Annotated in this window: 27 protein-coding genes; 1 reads left to right on the forward strand and 26 read right to left on the reverse strand. The window is 52.1% G+C overall.

Annotated elements, in window-relative coordinates; translation table 11 throughout:
* Nucleotides 1–65: 65 nt before the first annotated feature.
* The 15 genes from KEM39_RS04075 to terL all read right to left on the reverse strand — a co-directional run bounded on the left by KEM39_RS04075 (nucleotide 66) and on the right by terL (nucleotide 15,305).
* A complete protein-coding gene (locus KEM39_RS04075; RefSeq protein ID WP_211709631.1) occupies nucleotides 66–1,433 on the reverse strand; it encodes a DNA circularization N-terminal domain-containing protein in 1,368 nt (455 codons plus the stop codon).
* Between the two features lie 9 nt (nucleotides 1,434–1,442).
* The gene (locus KEM39_RS04080) at nucleotides 1,443–3,575 is read right to left on the reverse strand and encodes a phage tail tape measure protein (protein ID WP_211709632.1); all 2,133 of its coding nucleotides are present in this window, start codon (nucleotides 3,573–3,575) and stop codon (nucleotides 1,443–1,445) included.
* A gap of 205 nt (nucleotides 3,576–3,780) precedes the next feature.
* Nucleotides 3,781–4,206, reverse strand: coding sequence for a hypothetical protein (locus KEM39_RS04085; RefSeq protein WP_249182593.1), 426 nt, complete (start codon nucleotides 4,204–4,206; stop codon nucleotides 3,781–3,783).
* Between the two features lie 54 nt (nucleotides 4,207–4,260).
* Entirely contained in the window at nucleotides 4,261–4,635 is a 375-nt protein-coding gene (locus tag KEM39_RS04090) for a hypothetical protein (protein ID WP_004520443.1), read from the reverse strand.
* A 12-nt stretch (nucleotides 4,636–4,647) separates the two neighbouring features.
* Nucleotides 4,648–6,075: a phage tail sheath subtilisin-like domain-containing protein gene (locus KEM39_RS04095; protein ID WP_118996811.1), complete on the reverse strand. Its 1,428-nt coding sequence runs from the start codon at nucleotides 6,073–6,075 to the stop codon at nucleotides 4,648–4,650.
* Nucleotides 6,072–6,254, reverse strand: a complete 183-nt coding sequence (locus KEM39_RS04100; protein WP_025457323.1) for a DUF2635 domain-containing protein — start codon at nucleotides 6,252–6,254, stop codon at nucleotides 6,072–6,074. The genes KEM39_RS04095 and KEM39_RS04100 overlap by 4 nt, the downstream gene beginning before the upstream one ends.
* Nucleotides 6,247–6,918, reverse strand: a complete 672-nt coding sequence (locus KEM39_RS04105; protein ID WP_118996812.1) for a phage protein Gp37 — start codon at nucleotides 6,916–6,918, stop codon at nucleotides 6,247–6,249. The genes KEM39_RS04100 and KEM39_RS04105 overlap by 8 nt, the downstream gene beginning before the upstream one ends.
* Nucleotides 6,902–7,327, reverse strand: coding sequence for a gp436 family protein (locus tag KEM39_RS04110; RefSeq protein WP_101131721.1), 426 nt, complete (start codon nucleotides 7,325–7,327; stop codon nucleotides 6,902–6,904). Before KEM39_RS04110 ends, KEM39_RS04105 begins: the two co-directional genes overlap by 17 nt.
* On the reverse strand, nucleotides 7,327–7,752 hold the full coding sequence (locus KEM39_RS04115; protein ID WP_101131720.1) for a hypothetical protein: 426 nt from the start codon (nucleotides 7,750–7,752) through the stop codon (nucleotides 7,327–7,329). Before KEM39_RS04115 ends, KEM39_RS04110 begins: the two co-directional genes overlap by 1 nt.
* Nucleotides 7,753–7,793: 41 nt before the next feature.
* The gene (locus KEM39_RS04120) at nucleotides 7,794–8,696 is read right to left on the reverse strand and encodes a Mu-like prophage major head subunit gpT family protein (protein ID WP_118996814.1); all 903 of its coding nucleotides are present in this window, start codon (nucleotides 8,694–8,696) and stop codon (nucleotides 7,794–7,796) included.
* A 22-nt stretch (nucleotides 8,697–8,718) separates the two neighbouring features.
* Nucleotides 8,719–9,774 carry a phage protease gene (locus tag KEM39_RS04125; RefSeq protein WP_118996815.1) on the reverse strand — a complete coding sequence of 352 codons (1,056 nt, stop codon included), beginning with the start codon at nucleotides 9,772–9,774 and terminating at the stop codon, nucleotides 8,719–8,721.
* Nucleotides 9,775–9,991: 217 nt separating this feature from the next.
* Complete coding sequence (locus KEM39_RS04130; RefSeq protein ID WP_118996816.1) at nucleotides 9,992–10,486, reverse strand: phage virion morphogenesis protein; 495 nt, start codon at nucleotides 10,484–10,486, stop codon at nucleotides 9,992–9,994.
* Nucleotides 10,487–10,712: 226 nt separating this feature from the next.
* Nucleotides 10,713–12,059: a phage minor head protein gene (locus KEM39_RS04135; protein WP_118996817.1), complete on the reverse strand. Its 1,347-nt coding sequence runs from the start codon at nucleotides 12,057–12,059 to the stop codon at nucleotides 10,713–10,715.
* A complete protein-coding gene (locus tag KEM39_RS04140; RefSeq protein WP_118996818.1) occupies nucleotides 12,052–13,605 on the reverse strand; it encodes a phage portal protein family protein in 1,554 nt (517 codons plus the stop codon). Before KEM39_RS04140 ends, KEM39_RS04135 begins: the two co-directional genes overlap by 8 nt.
* 77 nt (nucleotides 13,606–13,682) lie before the next feature.
* The gene (terL, locus tag KEM39_RS04145; RefSeq protein WP_101131715.1) at nucleotides 13,683–15,305 is read right to left on the reverse strand and encodes a phage terminase large subunit; all 1,623 of its coding nucleotides are present in this window, start codon (nucleotides 15,303–15,305) and stop codon (nucleotides 13,683–13,685) included.
* 14 nt (nucleotides 15,306–15,319) lie between these two features.
* Here terL and KEM39_RS04150 point away from each other — a divergent pair, with 14 nt between their 5' ends.
* Entirely contained in the window at nucleotides 15,320–15,829 is a 510-nt protein-coding gene (locus KEM39_RS04150; RefSeq protein ID WP_101131714.1) for a hypothetical protein, read from the forward strand.
* Here the strand turns inward: KEM39_RS04150 and KEM39_RS04155 are convergent.
* The 11 genes from KEM39_RS04155 to KEM39_RS04205 form a co-directional block, all read right to left on the reverse strand.
* On the reverse strand, nucleotides 15,826–16,332 hold the full coding sequence (locus tag KEM39_RS04155) for a DUF1804 family protein (RefSeq protein ID WP_118996821.1): 507 nt from the start codon (nucleotides 16,330–16,332) through the stop codon (nucleotides 15,826–15,828). The two genes, KEM39_RS04150 and KEM39_RS04155, sit on opposite strands and share 4 nt — an antisense overlap.
* Before the next feature lies 1 nt (nucleotide 16,333).
* The gene (locus tag KEM39_RS04160) at nucleotides 16,334–16,531 is read right to left on the reverse strand and encodes a hypothetical protein (RefSeq protein ID WP_049227001.1); all 198 of its coding nucleotides are present in this window, start codon (nucleotides 16,529–16,531) and stop codon (nucleotides 16,334–16,336) included.
* Complete coding sequence (locus KEM39_RS04165; protein WP_211709633.1) at nucleotides 16,528–16,794, reverse strand: hypothetical protein; 267 nt, start codon at nucleotides 16,792–16,794, stop codon at nucleotides 16,528–16,530. Before KEM39_RS04165 ends, KEM39_RS04160 begins: the two co-directional genes overlap by 4 nt.
* An 11-nt stretch (nucleotides 16,795–16,805) precedes the next feature.
* Nucleotides 16,806–17,135 (reverse strand): hypothetical protein, encoded by a 330-nt coding sequence (locus KEM39_RS04170; RefSeq protein ID WP_211709634.1) that lies wholly within the window; start codon nucleotides 17,133–17,135, stop codon nucleotides 16,806–16,808.
* The gene (locus KEM39_RS11980; protein WP_211709635.1) at nucleotides 17,132–17,449 is read right to left on the reverse strand and encodes a hypothetical protein; all 318 of its coding nucleotides are present in this window, start codon (nucleotides 17,447–17,449) and stop codon (nucleotides 17,132–17,134) included. The genes KEM39_RS04170 and KEM39_RS11980 overlap by 4 nt, the downstream gene beginning before the upstream one ends.
* Nucleotides 17,346–17,765, reverse strand: a complete 420-nt coding sequence (locus KEM39_RS04180; protein WP_211709636.1) for a hypothetical protein — start codon at nucleotides 17,763–17,765, stop codon at nucleotides 17,346–17,348. The genes KEM39_RS11980 and KEM39_RS04180 overlap by 104 nt, the downstream gene beginning before the upstream one ends.
* Nucleotides 17,737–17,973 carry a hypothetical protein gene (locus tag KEM39_RS04185; RefSeq protein ID WP_211709637.1) on the reverse strand — a complete coding sequence of 79 codons (237 nt, stop codon included), beginning with the start codon at nucleotides 17,971–17,973 and terminating at the stop codon, nucleotides 17,737–17,739. Before KEM39_RS04185 ends, KEM39_RS04180 begins: the two co-directional genes overlap by 29 nt.
* Before the next feature lie 2 nt (nucleotides 17,974–17,975).
* Complete coding sequence (locus tag KEM39_RS04190; protein ID WP_127213204.1) at nucleotides 17,976–18,140, reverse strand: hypothetical protein; 165 nt, start codon at nucleotides 18,138–18,140, stop codon at nucleotides 17,976–17,978.
* Between the two features lie 2 nt (nucleotides 18,141–18,142).
* A complete protein-coding gene (locus KEM39_RS04195; RefSeq protein WP_211709638.1) occupies nucleotides 18,143–18,316 on the reverse strand; it encodes a hypothetical protein in 174 nt (57 codons plus the stop codon).
* On the reverse strand, nucleotides 18,313–18,858 hold the full coding sequence (locus KEM39_RS04200) for an N-acetylmuramoyl-L-alanine amidase (RefSeq protein WP_211709639.1): 546 nt from the start codon (nucleotides 18,856–18,858) through the stop codon (nucleotides 18,313–18,315). Before KEM39_RS04200 ends, KEM39_RS04195 begins: the two co-directional genes overlap by 4 nt.
* Nucleotides 18,859–19,001: 143 nt before the next feature.
* A complete protein-coding gene (locus tag KEM39_RS04205; RefSeq protein WP_101135008.1) occupies nucleotides 19,002–19,781 on the reverse strand; it encodes a hypothetical protein in 780 nt (259 codons plus the stop codon).
* Nucleotides 19,782–19,824 lie beyond the last annotated feature (43 nt).

The following is a 19,824-nucleotide window of genomic DNA, read 5'->3' on the forward strand; positions in this document are numbered from 1 at the left end:
CAGAAACGATGTCGTAATTCGTCCACTGCCCATGAGTTTTGCCGTTAATCATCAGAGTGACAGTATTATTTGGCGTAGGCATTTAACACCTCTCCTTTACTGAGAAAGTTCGGATGACGGATTTGTGGATTCAGACGCAACAACTCGCCAAAACGGCTGTAATCGCCATACCATTCAAAAGCCAACAGATGCAGGCTGGTATCACGTCCTACAATTTTCTGCACTAACGGAGGACGCATATTCAAAACGGCAAAAGCCTGTTTTTGCAGCTTGTGTGCCGTATCACGCAAACTTTCAGTCAGTTCGGCGGCAGTTTCAAGATATGGTGTTTGCGGCAACAGACCGGCCGCTTCGATACGTTGGTACACGTTGTCGGCGCTGTCTGCCGGTGTTTGGTATAACCTTAGCAGGGAATAAGCCATCTTCTCGGCCTTTGCCTCGTCTGCCGACATCATCGCCAAAATACGGTTTGCGCCCAGCGCACGTTGCAAAGCAGTATGGGTATCGGATAATAGGCGTGAGATTTCCACGGGCGTTAAAGTCGGATCATCAATTTGTGTTGCCAAAATATCTGCTGCCTGTTCCGCCAAAGCACACGCTCCGACGGTTGCGGTAAACGCTGTGAACGCAGCGACATCTTCAACCTTTGCACGCTGAATTAAATCTATTGCCGAAACGCTGCCTTCTGCCCCGCGACTTACCTGCCACGGTGTAGCGGCGGCTTTTGATACCCCGCCAACCATATCGCGCCAGCCATCCAGCCCACTTTTACCGACAACGTGCATATTTGCCAACACACCGAATACTGATTTCAGCTCCGCCGCCAATACACGCGGGCTGTTTAGAAGATTCATTGAGCCGGTAAACACGCCGTTGACCTGACCATACATAACGACGACGGCCGTCAATACTGTGGCATGAAATGCGTTCCAACGGCTTTGAGTTTTCTGAATCTTGCCCAAGGCCGTCTGAAAAACCTCAAAACCCTGCCAAGCGGCCAAATCTGCCAGCCAATCGATTTCATCGGCCAGTGCAGACGGCAATTCACGGTCAAAAAACGGGGCGGCTTTGACACTTTGCTTAAAGGTCATCCGCACCGTACAGTAATCGGGATTTTCTTCATTATGAGCAGCTTCAAAATCAGCCACCACGCAATCGGGCACGCTGCCGTAAATCGGGTGGATCAATTCGCCCGCACCAGTCTCCCGAAAAACACCTAACAGGCTTTGCAGCCTGCTTTCATAATCATCCCCCCACAATACCGCCGTCAGGCTCATATCCATTGCCGATACGCCCGTGTCCTCAATATCCGAACCCTGAACAAACGGGTATTCGTGTTCGGCTAAGGCGTGCGTGCCACGCAACGTATCATCGATTACATCAAAGCCGACACCCTTGAAACTGGCATCAAGCAAAGTATCTTTCCAACTCATCACGGATCCTTAATTTTTAGCTGCCGCACGCGCCGCCGCTTGATTGATATAGGCCATAATATTGCCGTTTTGAACGGTGACTGTAACGGGTATCGGCTTGCCTGCCGCCGCCTGCATTTGCGCGGCAGCCGCAGTCATCTGGGAAGCCGCATTGGTAAGCTGGACAGTTGCAGCCTGATTTTCAGTTGCCGCTGTGACATACTGTTGGCTGGCTTGCTGATTGGTTTGTGCAGATTGACTGAGCTGCGCCATACTCTCTTTGAGAACAGGGCTGTCGAGCGGAGAGTTATTCCCACCCAATTCCTCCCGTTTTCTCATGTATTCGTTTTTGGCAGACGACATAAAATCAGGCAAAAACGACTGCAAGCGGTCGGCGAAGGCCGCCAAGGGCTTACTCCAGTCGTCATATTTATCCCGTTGCGCCGCCAAATGTGTTACGCCGCCCATAGCGGCCAACGGAGCAGCACCTAAAGTAAAGGCCCCCATTGAGCCTGCAGAAGGCAGAAAACGGCCGGCACCGGCAACGCCTTGACCGCCTTGGAAGAACCGCCATCCGCCGCTTACCATTGAGCTTGTCCCCGCAGTTGCGGATACCGCCGCAGCACCTTGTCCTGCCGCCACTGCCGTTTGCGCGGCCTCCTGATGACCTCTGGCCCAGTCGGCAATACCTTTAAGCTTATCGGCCACCTTGTCGGTAAAGCTTGAGAATGCGCCATATTCAGCTTCGCTGTATGCCGTTTTGAGCTGTTCTTTTTTGAACCCGGAGCCTTCGGCCACAAATTGATAATTATTGTCTACCGCACCGGCGGCATTGGCTTGTCCTTGCTGCAGTCGTGCGGCTTCTTGCTTGTTGTTGATGAGCGAGAGCAACGCCATCAAGGCTTGGCGGTCTGAAACCAACCGGCCGACAGCCGTACCGTCAACCAAAGCTTTTTGGTTTTCCAGTAAAGCCAACTTGGCTTCATCGCCTTGAGCGGCGGCCATCTGCTTCATTAATGCCGCGCTCTTTTTATCCTTGCTCACGATTTCACTGACAATATCGACCAATGCGTCCAGCGAGTTCATGCCTGCTGCCTGACGCTCATTCATCTTGTCCGTAAAGTCAAAACCCTCTTGGCCGTTAATGTCGATTTTCTTTGCCTTAGTAACGATGTCCTGACTGCTGATTTTCGCCAGCAGGTTGACCAGGTTGTTACCGGCTTCGTCTGTACTGCCTGCAGTCATAAACGCCAATTGGTTGGCATTTAACAAACTGCTGAAATTATCCAGTGTCGCGCCCATACCTGCGGACTTCATTGCCGCCAACTGTTGCGGCAGCCATCGCGCCATGTCTTTCAGCTCAAAACCGCCATCCGCGCCCGATTGCATGGCTCGGTCGAGCAATGCAGGAATATCGGCTTCTTTAAACCCTGCCTGCTTCGCTCTGGTCACAATATTGGCAATATCATCGGCATCTGCCCCTGCTGCGGCTGCTGTTTTCATTACGGTTGGCAACATCTGCTTCACGGCAGCATCACTCAACGAACCGCTGGCCACCATGGTATTCATCGCCTGCAAGGCTGCTTGCTTAGATGTTCCGCCAAGATAAGCGGCATCGTTTACCGTTTTATTAATTTCCGCCATGCCGGCACGTTTTTCCGCCAAAGTCTTGCCTGCATACATGGTATTGGTCGCGTGACGCAGCTCCGTGTCATAGTCCATTGTCCGGCTGACCGGCTGAGCCAATACATAAGCCCCTGCCGCCGCACCGGCGGCAACCGAAGCCGCGCCGCGCGCCAAACTTTTACCTCCTTGGATCATTCGGTTGAAACGGCTGCCGCTGTTCATTTCGGCATTTAATTCCCGAATACGGCTGCGCGTCTGTTGGGCGGCCCGCGCCAGCTCATTGTGTGAAGCACGGCCGCTTTTGGCCATTGCGTTGTAGGCTGCTTGAGTACGTTGTATTTCACGGCGGATTTCACGCTCTGTGCGGATGCCCAAACGGGCGGCAGCTGCATGCATCAGCTGTTGTTGCCTGCCGGAAGATGATGCCGCACGGCTTTGAATCTGCATCGTACGGTTGGCCTCGGTCGCCAAGCGGCGCAGGCCGACACTGGCCTCATCTCGGAACTTGGCAACTAATTCGACTATATTACGGATCATTTTTTCTTCCGTTTGCTGATAAAGGTTTGAGTATGTCCGCCAGATGCAGATGGAACTGAGGTTTTGGCCGATGGGGCAAACCATGGCAGCACCACGGGAGCGGCACGGCCACGGTCAATCAAATCAGCCTGTTTAAGCCATCCCTCAAGCTCCGGCTGAGTCATCTTGCCGATATCGTCGGCAGAGATACCGTAACTCCCCAGCTTTAAGACTGCGTATCGGTAGCGGTCGGCACGGGCTGAACGGACAGACGCTTTTTTGCTAACAGCTCTTGGGCGAAATAAAGCGCGTCAAAATCGGCGGCGACCAACTCATCGGCCAAGAAGTCGGGCGTTAAGACATCAGGTTGAATCGTACCGATATGGTCGAGAGAGGCTGAATAGGCTGCCAACATACGCGCCTGACCATCCAGCGTTGGGTCAATAGCCATATCTTCGCGCACGGTCAGCAGATGCATGGAAAAATCACGATGGACAGCGCCGTCAACAGAGATACCGTACTTCAGACGGCCTGAAACGGTTTTCAGGTCAGAAGAAACAACCAGCCCATACTCTTTTGCGGCATGTTCGAGTTCTTTGGAAATTGAAGACATAATAAAAGCCTCTAAACGGTTAATCGGATAAAAATCCAATTATCGTTTAAAGGCTGTTTAAACCGTCTTTAACGGGTGTCAGTTTCGGATGGTTTACTCAATCACTTTACGGGTTGCAAAGCCGGTCACATCAATGACCAATTCGTTGTCCACCGTATAGCTTTCACCGGCTTCCTTCGCGCAAAAACCAAGATAGGAGGTTGGGCGTGCGCCATTGATATCAGGGACCAGCGAGATTTTTGCGTCTTCGATTTTATCCCAATCGATAACCGTACCGTCTGTCGGCACGACGGCGGTAAAAGAAATATCATACTGGCCGACACCGCGCGTAAAGCCTTTGACGCGGCGTGTGCGGTTCATGGTTTTAACTTCTTTTTTGCCTGTGATGTTTTTCACATCAATCTTGGTGACCTCCACCTCGGTCGCACCGACATACAGCGTTACGCTGCCTACATATTCTGTACTCATGTTCTTTCCTTTTTACAGATACAGGTCGATAACCATGCCTACTTGGTGCAGGCCGTTAACCACATCGGACGGCACACGGCAGTTGAGCATGCCGGTGTTTTGTGCATCGCGTTCCACAATCAGTTTGGCCAAATTGTTTTCAACGTCTTCGACAATTTCCAATTCTTCGCATTTCATCAACACGTCAATCAACTCGGAGCGGACACGGTCAATGGTGCGCCCGGTCATTTTGTCGCGCGGGAAACGCAACGCGATACGGTCGGCACACGCGCCTGATACATAAATCAATGTGCGTACGGTAGTCATATCGAGCAGGCTTTCGTCTGCCGTGCCGTTGGCGGTTTTGGTATAAGTCGAAATAGCGCGGACGATTTGGGCGGATGTTCCGTCCGGGCTGGTTTCAATAGGGGTAACGCCGTTGTAGAGCGCGTTTTCCTGTTCGGTACGCATCGTCTTGTCCGCACTGTCGCACACACCGATGCCGTTGAGCTTCAGGGTATTGAGCGGACGGGCCGGATCTTCCTCGCCTGCCGCGACGGCAGCAAACGCGGCCGCCAGCTCGCACGGCAGGCTGGGCGTTTTACGATACCAGGCCGAATACAGATAACCGCTGTTCAGACGGCCTGCCTGTGTCGTTGTCTGCGCCAATGCTCCGGTTTGACCGTAAATACCCAATGCCCAGCGTTTTTCTTCGGGTGCGCCGACAGTGTCCAAATGTGCGCGCAACTTCAAGAGGTTCGCCTCATCGGTACAGCCTACCGCAATTAAATGATGGCCTTCGGCAACCACTGCATTCAATGCGGGGCCGATATCGGCATCGGCATCACCGCCGCTCATGGGCCTGACCGCAACGGTAATCCCTTCGGCGGTATTGCTGGCACGGATACGGATATGGTTGCCGTGCGTGCCTTTATTTTTAGCCGTCAGCGTTACCGAACCTTCGGAAGCTGTTGCCGTTACCGGCAAAGATGTTTCCGCGTCAATGGCCGCCTTAACGGCTGCCGCTACGGTTGCGGCGCTTGCACGGGAGGCGACACCGACGGTCAACGTATCGGCATTGCCGATGTTGACGCGTAAAACGCCTTGCGTAGCGGCAGTGCCCGTAATCGTGATACTGCCGGTCGCGGCAACGCCTGCTTCATTGTCGGCAACGGTAATCAGGCTCAAATCTGCATAGGCATAGGCTTTGATCGCGGCGGTAACCATCAGGTGCGCCATACTGCCCGCGCCGTATTTGGCGGCCGCATCGGCGGCGGAAAATACGTTCTCCAGCCCGGTAAGCCCGCCCAAGGCGGGATTGTTGTGCTGCGCCACAATCAGCACACGTTGCTTGTTGGCCGGCAGGTTGCGCACGGCAAGCTTGGTGTTCCATTCGACGTAAACGCCGGGCTTGCGCGTACTGGTTTGAATCTTATCGAAACTGACGTTTGCGGAAGTCATGATTTGTTGCCTTTCGGTTTGTCCTCAACAATAAGCAAGTCGCCGTAGTGAATACAGCGCAGGTAATACGCGGCATTCGGCACTTCGACCGTTTCTTGGTCGGTAATATATTCATGTGGCTTGCCTGCCATAGGCACTTGCAGACCTGCGGCGGCACGAACTTTAATGGTTTCAGTCATGTTTTACCTCGGTTTTAACGGTGGCCGCCATATCGGCGGGTTGGTTTGGTTTTTTAGGCGGGATACGCAGCTCAAGGTTTGCACCTTTAAAGTCGGGATGTTCCGGGTCGGTACGGCCTCGGTAGGCGGATACATCGGCATATACTTGCGCCTGTCGGCCGTCTGAAACCGCAGGCCGCGGCCAATCGCCGTCTTGCAGTGCGTCTTCAAACCAATGCGTTTCAAAATCCAACGCAAATACGCTGATTGCGTCCAACTCCATTTGTTTTGAAAACAGGCTTTTTGCTTTGCCGGGTTTCAGACGGCCTATACACAAACCCATAGTCTGATTGATCAGCAACAGGCGCACGGCCTGCATCAGCCGGTAAGTGCCGACATCGTTTCGGTGTAAACCGCCGAAGCGGCTGTCCGCCTCGCTGCCGCTGGCACGGTCGCCGACTAAGACAGTAAAGCGGCCGGTGACTTGGTAGCGTGTACGGCGCGTATCATGGGGCTCGCTGTTGGTAATGCCGGCAAACATGATCCAAACGGCGGGGAACTGGTTAACCACTTGAGCCAAGCCTTCGCCGTCAAATTCGCCGCCGTAGGTATGCACACCGCTGACCATTTGGCCAAGGCCGTCTGAAAGACGCTGTTTGATGGCTTGTTCAATAGACGCTATCACGGCCGAACACCTTTTCCTTAGCGGCAAAAATTACCGCATCACCTTGCACAGTCGGCTTGGGATCGGCATTTTCAGCCACACCCAAACCAGCCTTGCCTGATGCCACCAATTTAAGATACGCAATCGCCGCCTCATATCGGTGCACCATATCTTCCGTCAGTTGTCGCTTGCCCGTTGCTAAACGGTAAACGGCAATGTCGCAGCAATAAAGGCTCAACAGACGTACAGGGGCAGGCAACGGCAATTCATAACGTGATGCTAGATAGCCGTCGATTTCGGCAGAGGCATCATCCAAACCTTGTTGCGCAATTTCGGCGTTCACACTGCCCAAACGCGTCAGGTCTGTCAGACCTGCAATCGTCGGCTCGGTATAACGCGCCACCAAATCGGCAACCGTTGCGTAAGCCATTAATCCTGCTCCACGGGCAAGGCTTCACAAACAACAGCCATCGGCTCGGCCAGCAGGCGCTCCCACGCTTCGGGTTCAAAATCGGCACGTTTCACAAAAGTAAAGTGCGGCTGAACGTGATACCCGCTGCGCCAAAACGCATGGCCATGTTTGGATTTAATGGCAACCACTTCGGCATCGGCTGCCGCTTCACCGCCTGCCTGATAGCGTTCTTGCGCTTCTGCCGCTTCAACGGCACCTCTTGCGTCCTGTTCCAATTGAGCTTCCAATTCGGCGATACGCACACGCGCCACTTCAAGCTCGGCGTTCAATTTTTCGACTTCAGCCTCAAGAAAAGCCTGCAACTTAACGTCTTCGGGATTTGCATCCACAGTTGCGCCAACCGTTTGCCCGGTTTTTTCATCTTCGTTTTTTACTTTCGCCATTTTTTATCCTTTCGGCGGGCAAAGCCCGCCTATCTAAAGGGTTACAGCAACCAAGGAGATACGATTACCTTGCATTTGCCTTTGTTCGGGTTGTACGCACCATTCGCCAGGCGGTCGCCTTCCACCAATTCTTTGGCGGCGTTTTCCAAAGAAGGAGGAACCAGCAGCACATTGGGGCGGATACCCAGCGGTCGGCCGCCGTCGCCTTTCAGGCTGACCATTGCGTTGTAGGCTTTTTCAAAACCTGAGGCATCCAGTTTTTCTTGCGACTTAGCCGCCATTTGCCAGAAGCCCAAACCAACATTACAACGGCCGTCCACGCCGTAGCGGTATTCGTTGCGCATGAACACACCTTCGTCGGTAGCGGCGGTCATGGCAGTGAACTGTTTAGGTTTGCGTTCCTGATAAATCAGAGGTTTCAGGGCGCGTGATGTATCCAGCAAATACCAAGCGGCTTCGGTACCGGCAAAAATATTGGATACAGTGATGGATTGACCGGTGCCATCGACTTTTTCATATACCGGGTGGTCGTTGTCGAAGAAGTTCTGACCGTCATAACACAACGTAGCGTGCGCGTTTTTCAGCAGGGCGAATACCAATTCGTCGGGATGAACAGCGGAAGCACGGCCCATCTCGGTCATCATCGGCGCGTAAATACCGACATTGTCGTCTTCGATGTCGTTGCGGTTGACCTTGACCGAACTTTCAAAATGCTTGTTGGTGATGGCATAGCCGTGCGCCTTCATATCTTGGAATACGCGGTCGCCCACCCATTCGCGGAAAGCAGGCCATTGGCCGAGCCAGCCGTAAGTATTGGAAGCCGTGGAAGACGGGATGACGGTGGCGATTTCCTTGTATTGGCTGTCCGCCATTTTCAGGCCGTCTTGGAAGTTTTTCTTAAAGCCGGTAAACAGCGCTTTCAGTGTATCTGGAGTGATAATCATGCTTTAATCCTTGTTTAAAGCCTTATTTGGCTTTTTGATAATCTTCGGCTGAAATGCCCAATTGCTTGGCCACTTCGATTTCTTCCGGAGTCAACGCAGGCTCACCGCCTTCAGCGCCTTTGCCGCCGGTTTGTGTTTTACTCAACGCGGCCAATTTCAAACTGCCTTCCATCAGATTCTTAAATGCCTCCGGGTCTTTAGCAGCCAATTGGCGTGCCGATGCTTCTTGGTGTGGCAGCAGGCGGCCGTCTGAGAGTGCTGCACGGATCAGGCTGTCTGAAGTGCCGCCCACTTCCATTGCAATCACTTTCTTACTCAACGCAGCTACTTGGGCTTTCAGCTCGGCAACTTCGCCGTCTTCGGCATTACCGCCTTGCGGATTATCTTCGGGCTTGCCGGCATCGCCTTTACCGCCTTCGCCGCCTTGCGGTTCGTTTTTGTGTTCGGCCAGTGCTTCGGCCAGCGTTTTACCGCCCAGCTTTTCTTGTGCTTCGGCCAAAGCCGCTTCAATGGCTTTATCGTCGGCATCTGCCGCCAAGCCCAAGAGCTTGATTAAAGCTTCCTTGTTCATACTTGTTTCCTGTTTGGAGTTGATAGAGTTTTGGCGGCTCAATGCAGCCAGAGCCATGCCGTCCAGCGCAGGCGAATTGGTCAACGCCACACTGTGCAGCCCGCGCACATTGCCCAATGTGTCGTATTCGAGAACCGGCGACAGATAGCGGTATTCGCCGCTGTCTATCATGTCTTTTGCGCGTTGTGTCCATTTCACTTCGCCCATCAGACCGCGGTCGTCATCCCACACATATTTGCTGATCCAACCGGCGGCAGGATTTTGCTGTCCGGTTTCTGCGGCTTTCAGTGTGGCGTGTTCGTAGTCCACAACAAGGTCTGTTTGTCCGGCATCAAAGGCGGCAATGATTTGCCGTGCCAAATCGGCAGTCATCGTCCAGTGCGCCACGCCTGTATCGGTGCGTCCGTCTACCGGTGCAAATTGACCTTTGGGTACGATTTTGATAAGGCCGTCCGTATTTCCGACTTTGGCGGCAGATAAGGCGGCAAGAAAGGTTTTTGTATCCATTGCCGAATGATGCGCCGTCAAGCCGACACAAGAGGCTGAATCACTGTCAGTAAGGAACGAAAATAAGCAATATCGGGGAACGGGAAAGAGAATATGTTTAAAACCGTTTCAGAAGCCTTTTAAGCCCCTCGCAGATTGATTTAAACGTTTCAGGAAAGGATAGATAAGGGAAAGGTGTATAAAAGCCGTCTGTGTGCAATTTCAGACGGTTTTTGTTTTAATTGCCGAGAGCGGCATCCAAATAATCATTTACCGCATCAACTAAAGCCTGTTCGTCGTCAGGTTGGAGAACCATAAACGGACGTGCGGGAATCTTACTGCCGGGGTGATTGACGCGTTTGGCAAACCGTCCGCCGAATTTTAAGGCTTTGCCGTTTTTTGGCAATATCGTATGCGGTGCAGTTTGTCCGCCGAAGTGATGAATGGCCGCATATTCCACATTGGTACCGACCACGGCTTCCGTGGCCGTACTGTTCTGCGTAATCGAATTGCGCAAACGCCCACTGGCCTGCAACAGCCCCGATCCTTCACGCGCGGACGGATACTTGCGCGGAGCCCACGCGGGGCGGCCGCCTGATTCGAAATTGTCCAGCACGGCATTGCGCATGATGCGGGCAAGCTGCGTCATCAACGGCCGGGTGTTGCTTGTACGTTGCGCAATGGTATTTAAGCCGTTTTGCAGTGCATCTGTGTTGATTTTTATCTCAATCATCAGTATATTATCCTTAAAGCCAAGTTGTCGGCGGGTCGCCAACCGGAATGGCCTCGGTGGTTTATCCGCTGTTTTATCCTGTTCGAATCAGGCAAAGCCGCCAACTTGGTTATTTCTCCCCATCAGTATATTGTCCTTAATGCCGTAAAACTCGGGTTTCCTACTGGAAAGGTTACGGCCACGTTACCGTGTCGCGTATTATCCTGTTCGAATCAGGCAAAGAGTTTTATGGCTTTTTCCATATTGTTTCATACCCGTACAGTAAGCTATCCACCTGTTTATCCGTTTCGGCAATCATGCCGGTGTTGACCATATTCAAGGTCAGATGTTCTTTCTTACCTGTAAACGGATGTCGGGTTTTCACATCATAGTCCAGCGTTACCACCAGCTTCCCTTTGCCTGCCGGCAGCGGATACACAAATGCCAAAAACTGTTTGGCATCGTCATTTCGTCCCGCCTTGCCTAATAAAATCTGCTCCGGTTCTTGCAGCAGTTCGGGTATCTGCTCCCAAAATGACACCGGCAGCGGCTTGACCTTCTTGTCGCGCAAAGCGTGCAATACCCGTTCGTCGCTCATCGAAATCACGGCGGATTGCGGATAGATTTGCCTTCCCGCCAATGCATCTAACACGGGTAGGGTCAATGCGCCCACATACAGCGTTTTCCCGCGCGCTACTTTTTCCGCATCTACCCGCCGCACCATTTGCGCCGCCTGTTGCGACACCGCCAGCATCAAATCGGGCTGTTTTAAGGCCGTCTGAATCGCCACGCTTGCCAGCTTCGGCGGCAGTTCCACCGCACGCTGCATCTGCAACTGCCCCAAGTTGGCCAAATGGCTTTTACCCACATTGTTCTGAAAACCTGCATCAGTATAAAAGCGGCTGCCGTCGGCAAGCTTTACCGCCTTGGCCGGGCGGGTGTCGCCCTTGCGGTTGACCACCACTTCCGTATCTTCCAGTTGTGCTTTTTGCGGCAGCAGATTGCGCCGCTTCAAGTCACGGTCTGAAAACGCCCGTACGGTACAGCGGCAGTTGAAGCCGTTGGGCGGGTAGAAGTAATCCCAAAACGGGTCGTCGATGTGATACACCGCACCGTGCGCCGCAGCGTGGCTCTGCCGGGTACGGCTGTCCAAAATGGCCGAGTATTGCAGCCACGGCGCATCATCCCGACCATCTTCAAGAGCCTGCCAATGCCCGGCCATATAGGCCGACTGCATTTGCGTACGGAAAATGGTTTCCAGTCGATGCCGCGTGATGCCTTTACCATCTACTTCGCCGGTGTCGACATTCACAATGTCGCCATCTTTCAGCAGCTGCCAATCATGCTGTTTCAGACGGCCTGCCACATCATCACGGAATTTCTCAAATGACGTACCGTTTTTCAGGCTTTCATACAAAGCACCGTGGATTTGTGCGGCAATATCCTGCTTGTGAATGCCCACAATCGCCCGTGCCTTAGCCTGCGCTTCGTTCCACGTTACTTTCCAATCGGGCGGCACATTAAAGCCCAGTCCCTCAAAATACTTGACGGCCTGTTCAGGCTCGAGGCCGAATGCGTAGCTCAAATCAGCCATTCATCCGTCCCCATAAGTCCGACACAAAAACCACCCGTGCCAAAGCCGTCTGAAATTGTTCGGCAGTCAGCTCGGGATAAACGCGCAACAAACGTTCCTGCACATCCTCATAACTGTCGCCCTCGGCCAAAGCCTGACCCAAGCCGTTTAAAAACGGCTCAATCATTTCCGGCAAGACCACCTTACTCAAGTCCGCATTGTCTAAATCCGCCTGCGCCGCGCCGACAATCTCGCCCGATTTACTCAAAGCCACACGGCGGTAGCTTAACGGAGCACTTTTTAAATCCGTTTTAACATCGGTTTGAACAGCCAATACCGGCTCGTTTTCGGAAGCCAAAGGAATGGCCAATTTTTCCTGCGCCCACGACAACGGAATCTTCATGCCGATTTCCACCAATTTAGGCAAAGAGTCGGAGTACGCCGTCAAATCTTCGGGTAATTGCGTATCGAACACAAAGCGCGGCAGACGTGAAACATCGACATTGCCTTTATTAAGCTGCAACAATGGCAGGATCAATTGGCGCGTCAATGTGCCGGCCAGTTGCTTGGCATCGGATACCAGCAAATCATGGCGCACCTCGTTATGGACTTTCCCCAGCGCATTAGTGGCAGTCTTACCGTCTGCCTGACTGGTCAGCGTGCCGCCTAAAATCGCCTTTGAAGAGGTTTTATCTGCCCAATCGATCATTGCCTGAAACGGGTCCGCGCTGCCATTGGCCGCGTTGAGTAGCTCAATCTGCATGGTTTCAGGAATAATCCCCGCCGCGTTATGGCCGATTTCGCGCACCGCATTCAAAAGGGTGAGCTTATCTTTGTCGTCCGCACCGGAGGCATATTTACCGATTCGGGTTGGCAGGCCGTAAATCTCCAAAAACTCGGCCAAATCACGCACCGAGTAATTCTTGAACAAATAAGGCCACACCAGCGTGCGCATCAAACCGCTTCTTGCCAAAATACCCGAACGGCTGCGGTGCTTATGGACAATCCAGCCTAAATCCCACAGTTTTTCGCCATCAGGATTGCCGTCTTTGCGCAACAACACCTCATCCATTGCATTGACCTTAAACCAAGCCTGCGGACGATGGTGGAATGCCTTGGGCAACCATAACGACCCAAGGTTTTCCCATTCGATTTCCACGCAGGAGAAGCCGTGTCCGACCGCGTCCAAAAGGTCAAACATCATATCCTCCAAATCGGCCATCTGATTGAGCCATCCATCAACCTCTTCGGCCAGCTTCCGTTCCGCTTCGCTGCTGTTCGGAGGCGGAACAATATTCCAATCCAAGCCGATTACCGCGCGCTTGCGTTTGCTCATCTCCGAAAAGATATGGCCGTCCTTCTCTTCAATATCGACAAAGAGTTCGGACTGTGCCTGAATATCGCCGTTTTCCGCATCTTCCAAAATCCGATGGAGCGACTGCGGAGTCAGCCCTTTGCTCGGATGCTCATGGGTAGTGCGGTTTTTAACGATATCCGCCGTTTGGGATTGTTTATCGGGCGTTTTAGGTGCGGCTTTACTAAACAACGCACGGAGTAGGTTTTTCATGACGTAAAAAAGGGCAAGTTAAACTTGCCCCATTTTCAGCCGTGCCACTCCTTAGCAGGCTGTATCCCGTGTCAGTTTTACCATGCGCCGCTCCCCATCCGTCCGGACAAACCGTGCTCTCTAGGCACGGCAATATAGCCGCCGACAGTCGCGCTGCTTTGAACCAAGCCCCACAGCATATGCACGGCATCAGGGCCGTCGTCATGGTCTGCCATCGGGAAATGGCGGAATTGGTCAATCAGCGTGCTTTGACTGGCATGCAAACGGATTTGGCCGTTTTGCATATACGGCTGCAGGCTTTCAATACGGAGCAACTTGTCCGCACTCGGCTTAATGCCGCGTGCCGGAATCGGGATGCCGGCAGCCGCACCGCGTTTGACCAGCTCAGTCTTTAAAAACTCCTGAAACTGCACCGTCTCAATACCCCACAACACACAGCGGTACCGCCGTTGCAGTTCGATAATGTCGGAAATAATCTTGTCCGGCAGGCGTTTCTTAATCAGAGCCTCCACCACATCCAACACGCCCGTGCGGCGGTTGTACCCGCCGATACACAAAGCAGACGGATCACGGCTGTTGCCGGCCTTGCCCAAACTTGGGTCGCAAGCGCCATAAAAAATCCAATCCGAATCACGATTGACCCAAAAATTCAGGCTGTTCGCAAACGGCGCGGCCTCACCGGCAACAGGATCGTTTTGATACTCGCTGTCAAATGTCGCATGACCGTCGCGGGCGCGGATTTTCATCAATGCCAACACGCCGCGCGCCGCCCAAGAAGTGACCGCGCCGCGCTCCATCTCGTCTTTGTTTGCCTGATAAAACGCCTCGGCCACCGTCTCGCCGTCGTTTCGGAAAAGTTCCTCCCAGCGGTCCCACAAGTCCATGCGGTCAGGCCAGCGTTTCATCGCCTTAAACTTAACACCCCGCCAGAACGGATTATTCAGGGTGCGGTTTAGCACGCTGTCGTAATGCAAAATCGTGCCGATATAGATCACATCGTATTTCTGACCGACACCACCCAAAGGCAATACAGTCTTAGTCAGCCACGCATTGAGCTTGTCGCGCTGTTCGGGGTTGCGGACTTGTTCGTCATTCTCAATATCGTCCAAAACAGTTAAGTCAGGACGGTAAGGGCCGTGACGCAAACCGCGCAGCTTTTTACCGCTACCGGCCACTTGGACTTTAACGTCATTGGCCGTCACAATCGTACCGGCCTGCCATACACGTCCCTGCCCGCATACTTCCGGAAAGTCGGTTTTCAAGCGCGGGTTAAATTCAAGTTCCGCCTTGATGGCTTCCAGCATAGGATACGCCTGGTCTATGCTGTCCATCACAATAACAGCATAATGTTTTTGGCCGGTCACAATACACCACAGCGTAAACAACTGGGTAACCTGCGTCGACTTACCCTCGCCGCGCGGCGCACCCACCGCCTCATTTTCCCCTTTTGGGGAGCGGATAATCTCCGGCAGACGGCTGAATAAAAACGCATGCAGTTCGGATTTTTCAGGCGAGCGGATATAATGGGGGAAGTAGGTATTTACGAAATATTCGTAACCGCCTACCGGGTCAAATACCTTGGCACGGCGTGCAGCAATAGCCTTGGGCGACGCATCAAAGCCGTCCACTTCCGCTTCGATGACTTGGCGCAAACTGGCGGCCAGTGCGGCAAGGGATTTGAGGAATTCTTTATTTTTCATATGGAGCGCTCAAAATGGATTGGTTAGACAGAAACCTGCAACACGAAATATTAAAAGAGCTTAATAACATTTATCCTGATAGTAAGACATATGAATATTGGATAGATGCCACTATTGCTCAAGTTACAGGAGTCATAGAAACAGTAGGAGAGGCAGAACTATATATTGCTAAGCGATCAGCAAATCTGCGATATTTGGCAGAACACGGTTTGGTTGTTTGCAACGATAAGAATTTAAGCGCTACCGTTAAAATCACGGCCAAAGGCATAGACTTTCTTTCCGATGATGGTGGTCTTTCTGCCATTCTTGGGGTTGTCACAGTCAAACTACACAGCGACACTATTCAGGCTTTAATTGCGGCAAAAATAGACCAAGCGGAGATTTCTGATTCAGAAAAAAGCTGGTTGAAAAAAGAATTGGGGAAAATCAAAGACACTGCATTAAGTACATTTACAGCAAATGCCATTAATACCATCCCTGCAGCTACCCTCGTCACGCTTTTAAAATCAGCTATCGGTCTCTAACCAAACTTCTTCTCCACTTCCGCCCCAAACGGCTCCAATACCTCCACAAAGGCAGGCAAATGTTTGGGGTGTTTTTCTTGCACAAACGCCATCAAGAACTCAATCAATTCCAAAGCCGTCGCCAGTTTTGACGTTTCCGGCATCACTTTGGCGTTTGCCGCCACGGTCTTGGTAAACGCATCCGACAGGCTCGCCAACAATTTGGCGCGCTCGGACGGCATCAGCTCCTCGACCGACGTGTCTTGCAACATCGTCATCGTTGACTGGTACTGCACCAAAAAACCCGCCAACAGCGAACGGCTCAAGTCTTCGATACCGCCGCCCGCCAGCGTGTAGGCGGCGCGTACTTTGTCCCAATCGTCGCCGGTCTCTTTGGCGGCACGTTTCCAACTACGGGCGGTAGCTGTCGGGATTTCGCACATCATCGCCGCGATTTCGAGCGTCTGCCCGTCGCTGACGTACAATCGGCGCAGCTTTTCGCGGATTTCTTTCGGGTGTGCCATATCAGCCTCCGAATTTGGCTCGCAGCAATTCCCAGCCGGTCGTTACAATCACGCCGCCGAGACCGCCATAAACCGCAGCAGATTTCTTGCAGTCTTTCTTGATTTGCTGCAATTCCTCGTCCATGCGCGCCTGATTGGCGAGCAGGTCATCCTGTTTGGCTTCGATACGCGCCAAGGCTTCCAAAATCGGGTCGCTCATGATTTGTCCGCTTTCCTGTCCAGTTTTTCGTTTACTTTTTCCAACTTGTTTTCGATGCGCTCCAAAGACGCTGCGATATTTTTGCGGTCGGCTTGGGCATCCTGCTTGGTGTGGTACGAGAGCTTGACCGCGTGCAGCTCCTCTTTAAGGTCGTCGATACGCTTGTCCGCCTCTTTCAGACGGCCTGAAATGCCGTTGACCCAAAACCAAAACGCCGCTGTCGCAATCGGCCACAGGGTTTTAAAACCAAATTCAAAGTCCATTTAAAACCCCTTTAAACCGGCACGTCGCCAAATACGATACGCACCGAATAGCCTTCGGGATTTCGGCTCGCCGCCTCGACCTTTTGGCCGTCAAAAAAGACTGAGTAATATTTCCGCAAAATACCAATCACATCAGCAGGGGCGGTCGCGGAAAACTCCACACAAAAGGTCGTCTGGAAATCCTTATCCATGCGCACTGCGTACTCAATGCCTGCCTTATCAAACAGGGCTGAAACATGAATGACAAACGGCTCTTGCTCGCGTGCGCGGCTCAATCCCAGCTCTAAATCCGCATGGCGGCAGGCGACCGTGCGTTGCACCAACTCACGATAAGTCGTCATCGCGCACCCTCCGAACCGTCAACTTCCGCTTGACTGTTGACCCAGTCGCGCCACGCTGCGTTTTGGTTTTCCAGTTCGGCAACATAGCCGCCAAACTCAGCGGCGTGTTCCAACAGCGTGGCCGTCTTGCCGTCTTTCGGCGGATTCGGGCGTACTGGCGCGACCATCAACGCGGCAGGCGGTGTCGGCATGACCGCCTTTTCGACAACCTTAATTTCCGTAGCCGAGGGCGCGGTTGTAGAGCTGCAGGCCGTGATGGCCAAAGCCGTCAATACAACCGCCGCTTGCATTTTTACGGTCTTGAGTAAGGACATTTTCGATTTCCTTTTTATTTTCCGTTTTCAGACGGCTGACTTCCGCCTGTTTTTTCGCCAAAGCCATGCCGACGGCGTGCGCCTTGGCTTCAGATTTTTTAGCTTCCGCACGCGCCTGTTCCAATTCGCGCGCATAGTTTTGAGCCGACAACAGCAGGGCTTGCGCCTTGTCACGCTCCATTTTCTCAATGACCGCCTGCTGCTTTGCGAACGCCGACTTATAGCCTTGATGGTGCGACACCGCCAAACCCGTGCCGACAAGCGCGATGATGGCAATCGGCTGCCAGTTATTCGCCAGCAGTTTCACGAGATTCATTCTCGGCCTCCTGTCGCTTCACACTGACCAACGAGCGTGCCACCGCATAGCCGCCGACAATGCCCAAATACACCGCCCAAATCTCCGCTGACGGGTCGGGCAGCATCACAAATTTAAACGTCCCAGCCGCGCAGGCAACGTTTGCCCACAGTTTCGAGTGCGACACATTACCTGTCGCCGGGTTTTTAAAAATATCCAAAATACGCATTGCTATTCCACACTTTTGGTTTGCAGGTGCCGTTTCAGCATTTCCCGATAATTGGCCAGTTCGCCCTCCGCAAATTCAAACGCAGGCAAGTCCGCCTGTTCGCTTGCCTCGCGGCTTTTGCTCGACCACAGCTCAATCATCTTTTCGTAAAACTCAACCTGTCCCATGATTAACGACGATTCTTGCGTTTACGCGCCGCGCGTTTGGCTGCCGCCACGCCCGACTTACCCATGCGCATAGACGGATGTTGTTTCAAATAGCCAATACTGGCAGGCTTAATCTCAAATTCAGGCACCTGCGGTTTCAACACAGACAGAGCCAAAGCAATCAAAGACTTTTTCATACCTTCGCCGCTCCCAATTCCATCGCAATCGCGTCCGCAATCGCGCGGCAGATGCCCCATTTAGTAGTCTTAAACAAGGCCAAATCAGTGTCGTTACTGATAAAAAACGGCTCAAACACAATGCCACCTGCCTGCGCATAAGCCAGGCGCGAATGCTGGCCCGCATTGTCGGGTTTAAAGCCGTCTTCGCCGCGCAGTTTCCAGCCGGTTTTCTTGGCAACAGCTTTGCTCAACACCTGACACCAGCGTTTGTTTTTCGGCGTACTCAAAGCCTCAATGCCAGTGGCCGTTTTCGCGGCCGCCGCGTTGGTGTGAAACTCAATCGCCACATCCGAGCCGCGAATCAGCTTAACTGCTTCGCGCAGCGGCATATTGCCTTTGCCTTCGCCATCTGTGCGTACGGTCAAGCCGTAATCGTTACGCAAGATAGATGCCACGATGTTGCGCATATCCTGCGCCAAGTCCGCCTCGCGGTCGGAGCCGTTGCACGCGCCCGGGTCGGTGTTGCTGTGGCCGGCAGTCAGACAAATAATTTTGCTCATTAAAGCCTCCCTCAAAATCAGATTAAAATGCACTTTCAGAGGCTTACATTTTCAAACGGCATGGCTTTTGCAGCGGGCGAAACAGTGTCAGTAGGCAACAAAAAGGCCGTCTGTTGTTCAGACGGCCTTTAAGAATTGTTTTTTTAACGGCAGTTAAACCAACTTCTGTCGGCTGGGAAAAATGGCGGCAATATGTCTAAGTTTGCTAGATTGTCTCCATCAATAGATTTATATCCATCATCAAGGAACAATTTTGCCAAATCGTCAGATTCAGGGTGTTGGTCAAAATCAAGTTTTAATAAGGGCTTTTTGTATCCGTTATCAAGATATTCACTATACAGATTCAAATTTCTTAAAGCAGATTCACGCACCGATACAGACAACAATAAAGCCTCACATTTATACGGGAATTCTCTTTCGTGGTATGCCTGTAAGGCCTTTTTATACTCACTTTGTGCCAATTCAATACAGTTTTCCCATATTGTAGCTTTAGACACAACCTCAATTAAATCTGCTTTTTTTCTATGCAGTTTCGACAACCCTAGTTTTTTGGCCAACTTGCAAATTTCTTGATATACCATCAGCTGTAACAAGTCGTGCAGGTTGTGCGGCTCTTTGGGGTAGTATTTTGTAAATTCATAAAACCAGCCAGTTTTATGATTTGCCACACAATACTGCACGCATTTATCAAATTCAGGCCATTTGAATCCGTCTGCCCTTAACAAATCACATAAAGCATTTTTACCGGCATGTGGATTACCCGAATTTATTACGACGATATTCCTGATTTCATTCAAAGATACACCGAAAAAATCCCATTTGTATTCTGTACAAAGGCTGTCAAAAGCCGCACCATGGAAATAATGAAATCTGCTTTCTTCGTCATCAGGCCTGATTTGAGTATATACATTTACGCTACTCATAGCATTTCCAAAAAAATTATAATTAATCAGCATTATAACTTAA

It is taken from the genome of Neisseria sp. Marseille-Q1983 (genome assembly GCF_018224585.1).
GTDB classification, from domain to species: domain Bacteria; phylum Pseudomonadota; class Gammaproteobacteria; order Burkholderiales; family Neisseriaceae; genus Neisseria; species Neisseria polysaccharea.

Bases quoted from the DNA above. Each gene is read 5' to 3' on its own strand.
- KEM39_RS04120 (WP_118996814.1), bottom strand. From the start codon at position 8,696: ATGATTATCACTCCAGATACACTGAAAGCGCTGTTTACCGGCTTTAAG.
- KEM39_RS04095 (WP_118996811.1), bottom strand. From the start codon at position 6,075: ATGACTTCCGCAAACGTCAGTTTCGATAAGATTCAAACCAGTACGCGC.
- KEM39_RS04160 (WP_049227001.1), bottom strand. From the start codon at position 16,531: ATGAGCGACCCGATTTTGGAAGCCTTGGCGCGTATCGAAGCCAAACAG.
- KEM39_RS04140 (WP_118996818.1), bottom strand. From the start codon at position 13,605: ATGAAAAACCTACTCCGTGCGTTGTTTAGTAAAGCCGCACCTAAAACG.
- KEM39_RS11980 (WP_211709635.1), bottom strand. From the start codon at position 17,449: ATGTCCTTACTCAAGACCGTAAAAATGCAAGCGGCGGTTGTATTGACG.
- KEM39_RS04090 (WP_004520443.1), bottom strand. From the start codon at position 4,635: ATGAGTACAGAATATGTAGGCAGCGTAACGCTGTATGTCGGTGCGACC.
- KEM39_RS04200 (WP_211709639.1), bottom strand. From the start codon at position 18,858: ATGAGCAAAATTATTTGTCTGACTGCCGGCCACAGCAACACCGACCCG.
- KEM39_RS04170 (WP_211709634.1), bottom strand. From the start codon at position 17,135: ATGACGACTTATCGTGAGTTGGTGCAACGCACGGTCGCCTGCCGCCAT.
- KEM39_RS04135 (WP_118996817.1), bottom strand. From the start codon at position 12,059: ATGGCTGATTTGAGCTACGCATTCGGCCTCGAGCCTGAACAGGCCGTC.
- KEM39_RS04180 (WP_211709636.1), bottom strand. From the start codon at position 17,765: ATGAATCTCGTGAAACTGCTGGCGAATAACTGGCAGCCGATTGCCATC.
- KEM39_RS04205 (WP_101135008.1), bottom strand. From the start codon at position 19,781: ATGAGTAGCGTAAATGTATATACTCAAATCAGGCCTGATGACGAAGAA.
- KEM39_RS04125 (WP_118996815.1), bottom strand. From the start codon at position 9,774: ATGGATACAAAAACCTTTCTTGCCGCCTTATCTGCCGCCAAAGTCGGA.
- KEM39_RS04150 (WP_101131714.1), top strand. From the start codon at position 15,320: ATGGATTGGTTAGACAGAAACCTGCAACACGAAATATTAAAAGAGCTT.
- KEM39_RS04110 (WP_101131721.1), bottom strand. From the start codon at position 7,327: ATGGCTTACGCAACGGTTGCCGATTTGGTGGCGCGTTATACCGAGCCG.
- KEM39_RS04185 (WP_211709637.1), bottom strand. From the start codon at position 17,973: ATGCGTATTTTGGATATTTTTAAAAACCCGGCGACAGGTAATGTGTCG.
- KEM39_RS04165 (WP_211709633.1), bottom strand. From the start codon at position 16,794: ATGGACTTTGAATTTGGTTTTAAAACCCTGTGGCCGATTGCGACAGCG.
- KEM39_RS04130 (WP_118996816.1), bottom strand. From the start codon at position 10,486: ATGATTGAGATAAAAATCAACACAGATGCACTGCAAAACGGCTTAAAT.
- terL (WP_101131715.1), bottom strand. From the start codon at position 15,305: ATGAAAAATAAAGAATTCCTCAAATCCCTTGCCGCACTGGCCGCCAGT.
- KEM39_RS04100 (WP_025457323.1), bottom strand. From the start codon at position 6,254: ATGACTGAAACCATTAAAGTTCGTGCCGCCGCAGGTCTGCAAGTGCCT.
- KEM39_RS04195 (WP_211709638.1), bottom strand. From the start codon at position 18,316: ATGAAAAAGTCTTTGATTGCTTTGGCTCTGTCTGTGTTGAAACCGCAG.
- KEM39_RS04075 (WP_211709631.1), bottom strand. From the start codon at position 1,433: ATGAGTTGGAAAGATACTTTGCTTGATGCCAGTTTCAAGGGTGTCGGC.
- KEM39_RS04190 (WP_127213204.1), bottom strand. From the start codon at position 18,140: ATGGGACAGGTTGAGTTTTACGAAAAGATGATTGAGCTGTGGTCGAGC.
- KEM39_RS04080 (WP_211709632.1), bottom strand. From the start codon at position 3,575: ATGATCCGTAATATAGTCGAATTAGTTGCCAAGTTCCGAGATGAGGCC.
- KEM39_RS04155 (WP_118996821.1), bottom strand. From the start codon at position 16,332: ATGGCACACCCGAAAGAAATCCGCGAAAAGCTGCGCCGATTGTACGTC.
- KEM39_RS04115 (WP_101131720.1), bottom strand. From the start codon at position 7,752: ATGGCGAAAGTAAAAAACGAAGATGAAAAAACCGGGCAAACGGTTGGC.